The 13747-nt window shown below is 59.4% G+C and carries 14 protein-coding genes; 3 read left to right on the forward strand and 11 right to left on the reverse strand.

Features of this window, described 5'->3' with window-relative positions:
• Positions 1-6 precede the first annotated feature (6 nt).
• From astB to MHM37_RS14895, 5 genes are all read right to left on the reverse strand, one after another.
• The gene (gene astB, locus MHM37_RS14875) at positions 7-1356 is read right to left on the reverse strand and encodes an N-succinylarginine dihydrolase (protein WP_153842664.1); all 1350 of its coding nucleotides are present in this window, start codon (positions 1354-1356) and stop codon (positions 7-9) included.
• Positions 1353-2825, reverse strand: a complete 1473-nt coding sequence (gene astD, locus MHM37_RS14880) for a succinylglutamate-semialdehyde dehydrogenase (RefSeq protein WP_219863913.1) — start codon at positions 2823-2825, stop codon at positions 1353-1355. The genes astB and astD overlap by 4 nt, the downstream gene beginning before the upstream one ends.
• An 81-nt stretch (positions 2826-2906) precedes the next feature.
• Positions 2907-3938 (reverse strand): arginine N-succinyltransferase, encoded by a 1032-nt coding sequence (gene astA, locus MHM37_RS14885; protein ID WP_153842663.1) that lies wholly within the window; start codon positions 3936-3938, stop codon positions 2907-2909.
• Positions 3938-5002 (reverse strand): arginine N-succinyltransferase, encoded by a 1065-nt coding sequence (locus tag MHM37_RS14890; protein WP_239297212.1) that lies wholly within the window; start codon positions 5000-5002, stop codon positions 3938-3940. Before MHM37_RS14890 ends, astA begins: the two co-directional genes overlap by 1 nt.
• A gap of 35 nt (positions 5003-5037) precedes the next feature.
• Positions 5038-6252 (reverse strand): aspartate aminotransferase family protein, encoded by a 1215-nt coding sequence (locus MHM37_RS14895; RefSeq protein WP_239297211.1) that lies wholly within the window; start codon positions 6250-6252, stop codon positions 5038-5040.
• Between the two features lie 218 nt (positions 6253-6470).
• On the opposite strand from MHM37_RS14895, the gene MHM37_RS14900 reads away from it, so the two are divergent.
• A complete protein-coding gene (locus tag MHM37_RS14900; protein WP_239297210.1) occupies positions 6471-7265 on the forward strand; it encodes an SDR family oxidoreductase in 795 nt (264 codons plus the stop codon).
• Positions 7266-7269: 4 nt separating this feature from the next.
• On the opposite strand, the gene MHM37_RS14905 is transcribed toward MHM37_RS14900, so the two are convergent.
• From MHM37_RS14905 to fabV, 4 genes are all read right to left on the reverse strand, one after another.
• Entirely contained in the window at positions 7270-8241 is a 972-nt protein-coding gene (locus MHM37_RS14905) for a GlxA family transcriptional regulator (RefSeq protein ID WP_176558231.1), read from the reverse strand.
• A gap of 155 nt (positions 8242-8396) precedes the next feature.
• On the reverse strand, positions 8397-9251 hold the full coding sequence (locus MHM37_RS14910; protein ID WP_139526612.1) for a PRC-barrel domain-containing protein: 855 nt from the start codon (positions 9249-9251) through the stop codon (positions 8397-8399).
• A gap of 308 nt (positions 9252-9559) precedes the next feature.
• Positions 9560-9775 carry a hypothetical protein gene (locus MHM37_RS14915; protein ID WP_139526611.1) on the reverse strand — a complete coding sequence of 72 codons (216 nt, stop codon included), beginning with the start codon at positions 9773-9775 and terminating at the stop codon, positions 9560-9562.
• Positions 9776-9842: 67 nt separating this feature from the next.
• Positions 9843-11048 carry an enoyl-ACP reductase FabV gene (fabV, locus tag MHM37_RS14920; RefSeq protein ID WP_139526610.1) on the reverse strand — a complete coding sequence of 402 codons (1206 nt, stop codon included), beginning with the start codon at positions 11046-11048 and terminating at the stop codon, positions 9843-9845.
• Between the two features lie 161 nt (positions 11049-11209).
• On the opposite strand from fabV, the gene MHM37_RS14925 reads away from it, so the two are divergent.
• Entirely contained in the window at positions 11210-11593 is a 384-nt protein-coding gene (locus tag MHM37_RS14925; protein WP_139526609.1) for a hypothetical protein, read from the forward strand.
• Between the two features lie 2 nt (positions 11594-11595).
• Here MHM37_RS14925 and MHM37_RS14930 read toward each other — a convergent pair whose 3' ends face one another.
• Positions 11596-12081 (reverse strand): glutathione peroxidase, encoded by a 486-nt coding sequence (locus tag MHM37_RS14930; protein WP_139526608.1) that lies wholly within the window; start codon positions 12079-12081, stop codon positions 11596-11598.
• 76 nt (positions 12082-12157) lie between these two features.
• Entirely contained in the window at positions 12158-12775 is a 618-nt protein-coding gene (locus MHM37_RS14935) for a LysE family translocator (RefSeq protein WP_139526607.1), read from the reverse strand.
• Positions 12776-13014: 239 nt separating this feature from the next.
• Between MHM37_RS14935 and MHM37_RS14940 the strand changes: the two genes are divergently transcribed.
• Positions 13015-13746 carry a YebC/PmpR family DNA-binding transcriptional regulator gene (locus MHM37_RS14940; RefSeq protein WP_139526911.1) on the forward strand — a complete coding sequence of 244 codons (732 nt, stop codon included), beginning with the start codon at positions 13015-13017 and terminating at the stop codon, positions 13744-13746.
• The last annotated feature ends 1 nt before the right edge of the window (position 13747 follow it).

Raw genomic sequence — 13747 nt, forward strand, 5'->3', positions numbered from 1 at the left:
CAACCGTTACCCCAACTGGAAGGGATACACCGAGCCAATGTTCAGCAGCTGCGTCAGCTCATCCAGCGCGGTGAGCACCTCCGTCGCGAGCTGCGGATCGGCCAGGTCGTCGGTGGCGAGGCGGTCGCGGTAGTGGCGGCTCACCCAGGCGGTGAGGTCGTCGTAAAGCGCATCATCGAGCAGTACCCGACCGCTGAGGGCAGCCCGCTCGGCCTCGCTGAGCACCACGCGCAAACGCAGGCAGGCGGGGCCACCGCCGTTGCGCATGCTCTGCTTCACGTCCTTGACGATCACTTCGCCAATGGGGTTATTGCCTGCCAGGATGAAGTCCTTCAGCGTGCGCCACACGGATTCCCGCTCCTGGCACTCGCTGGGCACCACTAGGGTCATGGTGCCATCCGGGTTGGAGAGCAGTTGCGAGTTGAACAGGTACGACGCTACCGCGTCTTCCATGCTCACCGCTTCCACCGGCACCCGGACAGGAATCAGCGGCGTGCTCATCTTGGCGCGCAGCTCGTTAAGCGTGTGCTCTTCATCAAGAAATGCCATTTCGTGGTAGAGCAGCACCGGGCCGTTGCCCACGGCAATCACATCGTTGTGGAACACCCCGGCATCGATGGCCTCGGGATGCTGCTGAGCAAATACGGTCTGGGCGTCGCTCAGCCCGTGCTGGCGGGCCACCGCCTGGCTGGCTTCCAGCGTTTGCCGGGCCGGATAACGCTTGGGCTCGTTCCGCCCGCCGCCAAACGCCTGTCGGCCATACACGAACAGGTGCACGCCGGGCTCGCCATACTCACCGCACAGCCGGGTGTGGTTGGCCGCCCCTTCATCGGAAAACGCGGGGGTGGCGGGCAGCACCGGGTGGTGGGCGAAGTGCTGCTCATCGCGGAAAATCGCCTGGAGCACGCGCCCCGTGGTGCGCGGCTCCAGGTAGCGGTGGAAACTCGACTGCAGGTTGGCCGGGGTAATGTGCATCCGACCATCGGGTGCATCCACGCTAGGCGTAATGGTGCCCGCGTTGGCGGTCCACATGCTGGACGCCGAGCACACGGCTCGCAAAAGTTGAGGGTCTTGTGTCGCGGCACGTGCCAGCATCTCACGGTCGCTGCCGCTGAAGCCCAAGTCGCGCAGCGCGCCCAAATCGGGGCGCTGCTGCGGCGGCAAAACACCCTGGGCGTAGCCCGCGTCCATCAGCGATTTCATCTTGGCCAGCCCCTGCAGCGCACCCTCTTTGGGGTTCGAAACCAAGCCGCCGTGGCTCATGGAGGCCACGTTGCCGTGGGCAAGCCCCGAGTAGTTGTGGGTAAGCCCTACCAAGCCATCGAAGTTGACTTCCCGGATGCTGTTCAGGCTCATAGATGGACTCCCGGTGGCAGGGTTTCGGGCATTTCCAGGCTTTCGGCCTCCATGGAGGCGACCGGGTAAGCGCAGTAGTCTGCGGCGTAGTAGGCACTGGGGCGGTGGTTGCCGCTGTCGCCCACGCCGCCGAAGGGCGCATCGCCCGAGGCACCGGTGGTCTGGCGGTTCCAGTTGACGATACCGGCGCGGATACGCAGCAGGAAGTCGTCCCAATCCGCCTGCTCGCCCCCGATCAACCCAGCCGACAGGCCATAGCGGGTGTCGTTGGCCAGGGCAAGCGCCTCATCCCAATCCGTATAGCGATGGACTTTCAGCAGCGGGCCGAAGTGCTCCTCGTCGGGCACGTTCAAACCCGTCACGTCGATCAGCGCGGGGCTGAGCAGGCTGGTATTCTCCTTGAGGCGCTGCATACGGTTAATCACGGTGCCGCCCATGGCTTCCAGTTCATCCTGGGCGTTGAGCAGGCCATCGGCGGCGGCAACGCTGACCAAGCCGCCATAGAACGGCGCAGGCTCCTCGTCGAACTGCCCCGCCACGTGCAGCTTGGCGATGGCATCCGAAAGCGCATCGATGAGGCGGTCGCCCACCTCGCCTTGGGGCACCATCAAGCGGCGGGCGCAAGTGCAGCGCTGCCCCCCTGAGAGAAACGCCGACTGGAGAATCGTCAGCACGGCAGCGCGCTCATCCTCCACATCCTTCACCACCAGCGGATTGTTGCCGCCTAATTCCAGCGCGAGGATTTTATCCAGCTGCCCGGCAAACTGCTGCTGCAGCATGCCACCCACTTTGGCACTGCCGGTAAACAGCAGACCGTCGATACCGGGGTGGGCAGAGAGCGCCTGTCCCACGGCCACACCGCCCTGCACGAGGTTGATCACCCCAGCAGGTAGCCCGGCTTCTATCCAGCACTGCAGGGTGAGATCCGCGGTGAGCGGGGTTTGGTCGCTGGGCTTGAACACCACGGTGTTACCCGCCAACAGGGCGGGCACCATATGGCCATTGGGCAGGTGGCCAGGGAAGTTATAGGGGCCAAATACTGCCATGACGCCGTGGGGGCGATGACGAAGGACCGCTTTGGCACTGCCGACGGCTTTTTCACGCTCCCCGGTGCGCTCGTGGTAGGCCTTGATAGAGAGCGCGATTTTACCAATCATCGCACCTGCTTCGGTACGAGCTTCCCACAGCGGTTTGCCGGTTTCCGAGGCAATGGCAATAGCTAAGTCTTCTCGTCGAGCGGTGACGACCTCGACAAACCGCTCAACCAGCGCCTGACGCTCAGCAAAAGGCGTACGTGCCCAGGCCGGGAATGCCGCTCGCGCCGCCTCCACCGCAGCGCCGACTTGGCTGCTGGAAGCTGCCGCTCCTTGCCAAAGCAGCATACCCGCCACCGGATCATGCTTGGTAAAAGGCTCGGCGTTGCCGACGACCCAAGTGCCGTTGATCAGTTGTTGCTGCTGGGCATGCATGTTCTCGGTGTGCATCATGCTCTCCTTTACTGAATTTTTGTCGTCGTTCGCACGGGTAGAGGGACGTTCCAGGCGTTCATGTTAGGTTTCCAGCAGGCGAACGGCGTCGCCGGTGGAAACCCCTAGCCGATCGGCCTCATCGGGGGTGAGCACGATCGTGCTACTGTCGGCAGGGCCACGGCCGATCCAGCTCGCGGTAAAGTTCAGCATCTGGGTAGATGCCGCCAGCCAGCGGCTAACGCTCTCTTGCGGCGCGTTAGAGGAGACTTCCACCTGATAAAGCTGCGAGTTGCGAATCGCCCGCACGTCATCGATGTAGGCCTCCACTGTGGGGCCACCATCGAAAATGTCGATATAGCCTTCCCAGCGCAGCCCCTCTTTTTTAAGCATCTCCAGCGCTGGCCGGGTGTGACGGTGCACCTGCCCGATACACGCCCGCGCCTCTTCCGACATGAAGGTGGTGTAGATCGGGAACTTGGGCATCAGCTCACCGATGAAGCTCTTCTGGCCCAGGCCGGTCAAGCGGTCGGCTTCGTTGAAATCCATGGGGAAGAAGTGTTTCCCCAGGCTCTCCCAGAAGGGACTAACGTTGTTCTCGTCGAACACGCCGCGCATCTCGGCCAGCACTTTCTGCGGGAAGCGGTCGCGAAACTGGGCAATAAACAGCCAGCGCGCTTTGGAAAGCAGCGCCCCGTTACGCAGGTGTTTGTTGGCCTCGCCGCGATACTCGGGGCGCAGAAACAGCGAGCACACTTCGGCGTCGCCGGTGTGGTCGGAGCTCAAGAATAGCGTGTCGATGGTGCGATGCAGATCGAGCTGTACCGACGAGTGCGCCAGCGTGCCAAGCCGGTAGTTGTAGAACGGCACTTCACGCCCTACCTGGCCTTCGATGGCGCAACAACCTGCTAGCTCGCCGTTGGTTTCATCTTCCAGCACGAAGAAGTAGAGACGGTCGTCCACTGGCGTACGCTCTTCGAACGCGCGGGCGGCGGACTCGATCTTACCGGCCAAAAACTCGCGGTTATCCGGCAGCGAGGTAAAGCCAACACCGGCCTGCTGCGCAAGCGCCTGGAGCCCATCCAGATCATCACGGGCAATGGGTCGAATGCGCATTACATCTCTCCTTCATCGAGCGCATCGATGGCGCTTGGCAGGGTTAACGGTGCCGCCAGCACCGCCCGTCCCTCTTCTACACCCAAACGCTCCGCGTGCTGCGGCGAGAGCATCAGCTGCCCCGTGGGCGATAGCGCGTAGCGCGCGACGATACAGCGGAAATCGCTCAGCGTTTGATTGGCAATCATCGCCGGTTCGGCATCGGGTAGCGCGTGCTCGGGGCGTATCCGTACCGGGTGCCAGGCGGCGCGACGGAAGGTTTCCAGGCGCTCGCGCTCGGCTTTGACGATGGGGCCTGCATCGAAAATATCCACATGCCGGGAGCGCACGAAGCCCTCGGCCAGCATTTCGGCCAGCGCCTCTTCGTGGGCCGGATGCTCGCGGCCAATCGCAGCGCGGGCCTGGGGCGTGAGTAGCGGTAAGTAGAGCGGAAACTGCGGCATCACTTCAGCAATAAAGCTTTTCGAGCGCACGCCCGCCATGTGATTCATCTCTTGAAAGCTGCGGGCAAAGAAGTGGCGGCCCACGCTCTCCCAAAAGGGGGACTCGTTCTGGCTATCCAAATAGCCGGGGAAAGCCACCGCTAATATCCGCGAGAAACGCTCCGGGTACTGGGCAATAAACATCAGCCGCGCCCGGCGCAGAAGGCTCTCGGCGCTGGTGCCCTTGTAGCGCGGGTCGAGCGACAGTGCACAGAGCAGTGTGGCATCCGAGGCTTCATGAGAGAGCGCCAGTGTTTGCACCTCACGGCGCACGTTGAGCTGCTGCGATGCGTGAATCAGCGTCTCTTGGCGGTAGGTGTAGTAGGCCTCGGCAGCCCCCGCCTGGGCGCGGATGGTGGCCGTCCCCAGCACCTCGTTGCGGCTATCGTCCGCCAGCACGAACATATAGTGCTCGTTACCGGGGTACTCGATCTCGCTCTCGAATGCTTCTTGGGAGCGCACGATGCGCTCCTCGAGGCGATCCCGATTGGCGGGCAGGTTGGTAAGCCGAGGCACCGCATGCTCTGCCAATTGCTCCAAGGCGGGAAGGTCAGCCAGCGTGACCGGTCGGATTACCAACATAGTTAACGCCCCCTCTTGTGTGACTTGCGCCTGACTCATGCGCTAGCGACAAGTCGCTCGATGGCACGCTCGAGACGCGCCATGCCCTCGGCGATGTCTTCCTCGGGAATCACCAGCGAGGGCGCCATACGCAGCACGTTGGGGCCTGCAATCAGCGCCATCACGCCCTCTTCGATCGCCAACGGCAGAATATCTTTGGCGCGGCCTTCGAAAGCGTCCGACATCTGGGCCCCCATCAGCATGCCCATGCCGCGGATCTCTTTGAAAACGCCGTGTTTGCGGTTGATGGTTTCCAGATGCTCGCGGAACAGATCGTGACGATGTTTGACCCCCTGCAGCACCTCGGGCGTATCGATGAACTCGACCGCCGCCAGCGCCACCGCAGAGGCCAGCGCGTTGCCGCCGTAGGTAGAGCCGTGGGTACCGATGGCCAGCGACTTGGCGATGGCATCGGTGGTCAGCGTGGCGCCAATCGGGAAGCCGCCACCCAGCGATTTGGCGCTGGTGAGTATGTCTGGCGTGATGCCGAAATTTTTATAAGCATACAGCTCGCCGCTACGGCCAACGCCAGTTTGAACTTCATCGAAAATCAGCAGCGCATTGTGCTCGTCACACAGATTGCGCAGGCCCTGCAAGAATTCCTGAGTGGCGGGTACGATGCCGCCTTCGCCCTGCATCGGCTCGACCATGATGGCGCAGGTATCGTCGCCCACGAGCTTGCGCACGCTCTCCAGGTCGTTGAAGTTGGCGTGCAGAATGCCGCCCGGTACTGGGCCAAAGCCTTGGGAGTACTTGGGCTGGCCGCCGACACTGACGGTAAAGAAGGTGCGGCCATGGAACGATTGGTAGAACGAGATGATTTTGTCTTTGTGCTCACCGTAGTGGTCGACCGCCCAGCGGCGGGCCAGCTTTAATGCGGCTTCGTTGGCTTCACCGCCAGAGGAGCACAGGAACACTTTATCGGCGAACGTGCGCTCGGTGAGAGTTTTGGCCAGCTTTAACGCCGGTTCGTTGGTGAATACGTTGGAAAGATGCCAAAGCTTTTCGCCCTGCTCTTTTAACGCGTTGACCAGCACCGGATGGCAGTGACCCAGGGAGTTCACCGCAATACCGCCAGCGAAATCGATGTACTCGCGGCCTTCTTGGTCCCACAAGCGGCTGCCTTCACCACGTACCGGAATAATCTGCTGCGGCGCGTAGTTGGGCGCCATGTAGTGGTCGAAGTCTTGACGGTTCGGGGTGTGGCTCATGGAACGATACCTCCAGTGGAGTAAACAGTGGATTCAGTATACGGGGGGCAATGGGCGCCCTGCTTTCAGTATTGGGACGGTAAATTACGAATAGCGACGTGCGCCTGCCGTTGATCGTATCACCTTGAAGAATGGCCGAAGCCCCCCATAGTGAGTAAAGGGTAATGACCCGCGCTTTATGGCGCAGTACGGATATTTTTGACCCAAGGAGCGTAATCATGAAGATCGATCTGAGCGGCAAACGTGCCATTATCACGGGATCCACCGCTGGTATCGGCTATGCCATTGCAGAAGGATTGGCTCACGCAGGGGCCGACATCGTCATTACTGGGCGAACGCAGCAACGGGTGGATGACGCCATCGAGGCGGTCAAAAAGCGCTACCCACAAGCTTGCATCACCGGGGTGGCTGCCGATTTGGGTACTGCAGAAGGGTGTCAGACGTTGATCGACCAGCAGCCCGATACCGACATCCTCATTAACAACGTCGGGATATTCGGCCCGCAAGACTTTTTCGACGTGGATGACGCCACTTGGCAACAGTTTTTCGATGTTAACATCATGAGCGCCGTCCGCTTGTCACGCCATTACGCCAAAGGCATGCGCGAGCGCGATTGGGGACGCATTCAGTTCGTATCAAGCGAATCTGGTATCAACATTCCCAGCGAAATGGTCCACTACGGCATGACGAAGTCTGCATTGCTGTCCATTTCACGCGGCCTGGCGAAAGTATTGAGCGGCTCTCAGGTGACGGTCAATGCCATTCTGCCAGGGCCCACACGCTCGGAGGGTGTATTGAACATGCTCAGCGATATCGCTCAGCAAGAGGGCACCTCACAACAGGATGTCGAAGCGCGTTTCGTTCGAGAGAACCGTCCATCGTCGATCATTCAGCGTTTGGCCACTCCTGAAGAAGTCGCCCATATGAGCGTCTATGCTGCTTCGCCCCAGGCAAGTGCCACGACCGGCGCCGCACTGCGTGTCGAGGGCGGCATTGTGGACACCCTGACATAGTGCGTTACCCAAGACGCTCTTCTCGGGGCGTCATGCCAAAGTGGTGGCGATAAGCCGTCGAGAAGTGTGCACCCGACGAAAATCCGGTGGCAAAGGCAATCTCGCCCACTGCCCGGTCGCTCTCACGCAGCTGCTTGCGTGCTTCCTGTAAACGTAAATCCAGGTAGTAGCGACTGGGCACTGCCTGTAAGTACTTCTTGAATAGCCGCTCTAACTGCCGCCTGGAAATTCCCAGATGCTCAGAGAGTTCCAACGTCGAGAGCGGCTCTTCGATGTTGGCCTCCATCAGCGTCACCGCATCCACGAGACTTTGTGGCGCGTGCCCCAAACGGCTGCGCAAAGGTACGTGCTGGCGCTCATCGGCCAGTCGAATACGGTCGCAGACGAACTGTTCGGAGACCTGCTCGGCCAAGCGCGGACCGTGATGCTTACCAATCAGCGTAAGCATCATGTCCATCGCGGCGGTGCCGCCTGCGCAGGTCAGGCGGTCGCGATCGATTTCGAACAGCTGCTGTGAGAGTGTGACTTGAGGGTACGCCTGGGCAAAGGCGTCAAAACGCTGCCAAGGAAGCGTCGCGCGGTAGCCCTCCAGCAGACCACAACGGGCCAATACTTCGGTGCCGCCCGCCAGCCCCCCAAAGGCGACGCCTCGCCCTTGGTGACTACGCAGCCACTCATTCAGCTTTGCGGGTAGTGCGTAGGGAAGTGGCGTCGGTGCACATATGAAAAGCAGATCCATCGGCCCAAGGGGTGCGCTCAGCGTGTGCTGCGCCAGGAGCGAAAGCTGCGCGCCGCTGCGCACGGGCTCGTCATCCAAACTGAGGGTCACGGTATGATAGAGCATGTGACCGCTAAGCTGATTGGCCATCTGTAGCGGTTCGATAGCGCTGGCGTGAGCCAACAGAGAAAACCCGGGAAGCAACACAAACGCCACCCGCCTGCGGTGGCTAGGTGGCGTTAACGTATTGGAATGCATGTGACTTCGCTATGCTGCCTATCGCGCTGCATGAAAACCGCCGCTGGCTAACTGGGTCGTGGGTGTGAACGACATCTTACCCAATTGTGCCAATGAAGGCAGCGCCTGCTGTCGCTATCTAAAAAAAGGGGTCGCAGGGGTGTAGCGAAGTCACGTTAGGCATTCTCTTCGGCGTCTGAGAGCGCCGTCTGGTTATCGATGATTTGGTAATCGCTTTCGCGATATTCGTCCGCAGAGGCCTCGATCTCCTCGCTACCATAATCGGTATTGACGACCAGTTGGTCCTCTTCACGCTGCATCTCTTTGACGGGAAGCGCGACATCACTTGCACCAAAACCCCAAAAACCGCCAATCGCGACAATCGCGAATAGCTCACCGCTCTCTTGATGACGCGCAATGTGCTGGATGTCACCCACTTCGTCTCCCTGCTGGTTAACGACGGTCATGCCCTCCAGATCACGTGCGCGCTCCGACATCAGCGAATGACCCTGCTCGTCCTGCTGAACGTCTTCTCGCACTACTTGTTGGCTTTGATTTTGGTTTTGCTGAGCTGACTGCTGTGAGCCATCACGCTCGTCCTCGGCCCGGTTTACCTCTACCTCAGCATTATCGGCCTGCTCGATGGAGACATCGGGCTCGCCCTGCTGCTCGACCGTCACGTTCGGCTCTGCTTCTTCGACCGTCACGTCTGGTTCCGGCTGCTCGATGGTCACTTCAGGTTTAGGCTGCTCGATAGTGACATCGGGCTTGGACTGCTCCACTTTGATGTTGGGAGACTCCTGCTGAACCTGCACGTCCGCTGGCGCTTGATCGACCGTGACGTCCATCGTTTCGCTGCCATCTTGGGTCTGGCCATCTCGACGCTGCTGCTCGGCCACCTCGTTCTGTCGCTGTTGCGACATGTCCCTGGCGGTTGATGGGTCTGTTTGGTCATCATTTTGTGCCAAGGCGACGCCTGAGAAGCTGGCACATACCATTCCAATGGCGACTGCGAGTGCTGTCCGTTTCATACCTTTGCTCCTTTCGCTGAAGTACCTAATTTCCTAAAGCACTTTTCCCAAAGCACTTCTGTACTGAAGTACACTTTGCAAACTAGTGAACCAGCGCGCATAAATGCAAAGCGAAAAGGCAAAAATCGACAACGTTGTACTTAAATTAACGGTCTTTTAGCAGGAAATAGGCGCAAAAGATTACAAACATCAAATTGACATGTTTACTCTGGGTATTTCTCAGCGCGCCACGCCAGGGGCTCAAACGCAAATCGCCGGGCCATGTAGCCCGGCGATGTCTTTTACAATATCTCACAATAGCGTAGCCGTTAGCCGCCGCTATTGCCCAACCCCAACAGCACGATACCCGCGACGATGATACCCATCACCACGATGACCAATGGCAGCATCTTATGGAGACCATTGGCGGGTTTTCTCGCTTCGGGCTGCTGCTGGGGTTGCGAGGTTTCGAAGTCCTCGGGGACGCGTTCGCTCAGCACGTGCTCTTTCTCTTCTTCCGGGGTTTTGCTTTCTCGGGTATCCATACAGCACCTCATCCAGTCCGGTCGATGATTCATAGCGCGTCGGCGTGCGCTGCCCGTCGCGCTGCGCTTATAACGTTACGACATCGAACTCGACCTCGGGGTTCACATCGGCATCGTAGTCCACGTCGTCACGCTCGAAGCCAAACAGCTTCAAAAACTCATGCTTATAACCAGCATAGTCGGTAATGTCGAAGAGGTTGTCCGTCGTGACTTCCGGCCAGAGGTCTTGGCAGGCTTTTTGAACGTCCTCGCGCAGTTCCCAGTCGTCCAACCGCAAGCGCCCCTGATCGTCAGTGACCATGTCGCCCGGCTCACCGGAATAAAGACGCTCGCCGAACAGGCGGTTCAACTGGTCGATGGTGCCTTCGTGCAGGCCCTGCTCTTTCATGATGCGGTAAACCATGGCGATATACAGCGGCATCACCGGGATCGCAGCACTGGCCTGAGTGACCACGGACTTCAGAACGGCGACGTTGGCACCGCCCCCGCTCTCTTTGAGTTTGGCATCGATGGCCGCTGCCGCGCGATCCAGGTCCTCTTTGGCTTTACCCAGAGCACCGTGCCAGTAAATCGGCCATGTGATTTCGGTACCGATATAGCTAAACGCCACGCTGCGCGCGCCTTTGGCCAACACGCCCGCATCATCTAGCGCACTCATCCAAAGTTCCCAATCTTCGCCACCCATGACGGTAATGGTGTCGTCGATCTCCTCCTGAGTCGCCGGTTCTACTTCGGCTTCGATGATAGCGTCCTTGTTGGTGTCGATCGCCGTGGCGCGGTAAGTCTCGCCAATCGGCTTCAGGCTAGAGCGCTTCAGCTCGCCGCTGTCGGGCAGCTTGCGCACTGGGGAGGCCAACGAGTAGACCACGAGATCGATTTCGCCCATATCCTGCTTGATCAGCTCGATGGCTTTGTCGCGCGCTTCATGGGAGAACGCGTCACCGTTGATGGATTTGCTGTACAGGCCTTCCTGCTTGGCAAACTTGTCGAACGCGGCGCTGTTGTACCAGCCTGCGGTGCCCGGCTTCTTCTCGGTGCCCGGCTTTTCGAAAAACACGCCCAAGGTATCGGCGCCGTAACCAAAGGCGGCGGTGATACGTGCCGCTAGGCCGTAGCCGCTAGAGGCACCGATTACGAGCACTTTCTTCGGGCCTTGGCGTTTATCCAAACCACGGGCGCGGGTCGCCTCGATTTGCTCGAGCACGTTCTGCTCGCAGCCTTTCGGATGGGTGGTGGTGCAGATAAAGCCGCGCACTTTCGGTTTAATGATCACGTTGGACCCCTTCATCAGATGAGTATCGCATTCGGCACGGCGGGTGCCGAGTTACCAATGAGGGTATTCTAGCGGTCTCGGCGCGCCCTGTCCGCTCTTGAGCTTATCCGCCATTCGGGGCACGATAGCGCCCTGCACACCACTTGCCGACGGGATCTTGGATGAATGCACAGCAGCTAGTCGATGAGCGAGGCGATTTATGGCTGGCCCTTGCCCCTCTCTGGCTCGATCGTGAGCCCAGCGAGCGCGACTACGCCCATATGATCGAAGTGATCGAGCAGCACGCGATGTCACTCAAGGAGCTGGAATGGGTGCTGCGCCTGGAGCTAGCACCCGTCATGTCACGTCACCAGCTTTCCGTCGCCAGCGAGTGGCGAAAGTTCGACGATTACAAGCTGATGAAGCAGCTCGTGAACCACAACATGAAACTCACTGGTTGGCGGCGCAAAAGCTGGGCGCTCTTTTCGGGGCTGACGACCATGATGGTACGCCACCGTTGGAACGAACTGATGCAGCGTCTCATGGTCTTTCGCGGGGACGTCTAGGCCTACTCTTTGTCGAGGGCAGCCTCGAGGGCCAAACGTAGCGTGAGACCGCGATCCCTAGGACCAAAACGAGCAATTACTTTGCCATCTCGGCCAACGAGGAACTTGGTAAAGTTCCACTTTACGGCCTTGGTACCCAATACCCCCGGCGCTTCTTGCTTGAGCTGTGCGAACAGCGGGTGGGCATCGGCGCCGTTGACCTTCACTTTCTCCATGAGCGGGAAACTCACGCCAAACTGCTGCTCTCCGAAGGCACAAAATGCCTCGGCGCTCTCTGGTGACTGGCGGCCAAACTGGTTACAGGGGAAGCCCAACACGGTAAATCCACGATCCCGGTAACGCTGGTACAGCCCCTCGAGCTCTTTCAACTGCGGAGTAAAACCGCACTGGCTGGCCACATTGACCACCAATAATACCTGCCCACGCAAAGCGCGCAGATTGAAGGGCTTACCTTGATGGGTATAACAATCCTGCTCGTAAATCGTCATCGCCAGGCCTCTAAAATGCCTTTGCCAGCATACGCTTTACCTTGCCACGGCAACGTTGGCGACACCAGCCTCGTGATCAAAGGATCGGCCCCGCCGCCACCCGCAGCGCCAGCGCGATCAGCAATACGCCAGTCATCCGATTGATCCAGTGCGCGTGGCGTTGCAGCCAGGGCAATACCCGTGAGTGAGACAGCCCAACGGCGACCAGCACGTACCAGCCACCATCGATGATAATCGCCGTGGCCACGATGATCGCCTTGGCAAGCAAGGACATCTCCGGCGTCACGAACTGGCTCAATAGCGCGACGAAAAAGATGATCAGCTTGGGGTTGCCCAGGGCCACCAGTACGGCTTCCTTGGCGGCTTGCTGCGGCGTCGTGGCCACGGCACTCGGCGAGAGCGCACCGCTACGGCCAGCGCGCAGCGCCTTGATACCCAGCCACGCCAAATACGCTGCGCCGCACCATGTAATCAACTGAAACAATTCGGGAAAACGCACCACCAGCGCGCCTAACCCCAATACTGTCAGCAGCGCGTAGACACCAACGCCGAAGGCATGAAAAATAGCCGCCGTGATGCCTGGCACGCGGCCACCGCCCAAGGTATGACGCAGCACCAACGCCAAGCTCGGCCCGGGCGACATGGCCCCCATCGCACAAATAGCGGCCAATGAAAGCCATAGTGTCAGCGGCATGGTCTCCTCCCTGAAGAATTCGTGGAACACTCGATGAGCCGCCAGTATACGCCAGACAGAAGAGGTATAGCGCCTATCTTGATCTTAGCGGTCGTCGTAACGTCTCGACGCAACGCATTAACGCCTCGCACGCTTAAATAACGCTGTTAGCATGGTACGCTGTTGGGTAGAATTTTCTCCTTTTTGAACACGATGACGCCTGCCATGCAGGCGTTTCATGGCTAATGAAGGACTTCAATATGGGTAGGGCGTTTCAAAACCGTAAGGAATCCATGGCCAAAACGGCCGCTGCGAAAACCAAGGTTTACAGCAAGTATGGACGTGAAATTTACGTCTGTGCCAAAGCGGGCGGTACGGATCCCAATGGCAACCTTGCGCTGCGCGGTTTGATGGAGCGCGCCAAGAAAGACCAGGTGCCCTCTCACGTGATCGACAAGGCCCTGGACAAAGCCAGCGGCGCAGGCGGTGAGGATTTTTCACCGGCGCGCTACGAAGGCTTTGGCCCTGGCAACGCCATGGTGATCGTCGACTGCCTGACCGACAATCCCAACCGTACCTTTGGCGATGTGCGCGGCTGCTTCACCAAAACCAAAAGCAAGATCGGCACGCCAGGCAGCGTCAGCCACATGTTCGACCACTGCGCTATTTTCTCCTTCAACGGCAGTGATGAAGAAGCCGTCCTGGAGGCGCTAATGGAAGCCGACGTGGACGTGACCGATATCGAGCAGGAAGAAGGTCGTATTACGGTGTTTGCTCCCCATACCGATTACGCCAAAGCCAAGCAGGCCTTGCTGGATGCGTTCGGCGAGATCGACTTCGAGGTCGACGAGATTCAGTTCCTGCCGCAAACCACCACGCCCATCGAAGGCGATGACGTGGCGATGTTCGAGAAATTTCTCAACATGCTCAACGAGCTGGACGACGTACAGAACGTCTTCCATAACGCGGAGCTACCGGAAGAGAGCGCTTGAG

Source organism: Halomonas sp. MMH1-48, from assembly GCF_022348105.1.
Classification (GTDB): domain Bacteria; phylum Pseudomonadota; class Gammaproteobacteria; order Pseudomonadales; family Halomonadaceae; genus Vreelandella; species Vreelandella piezotolerans.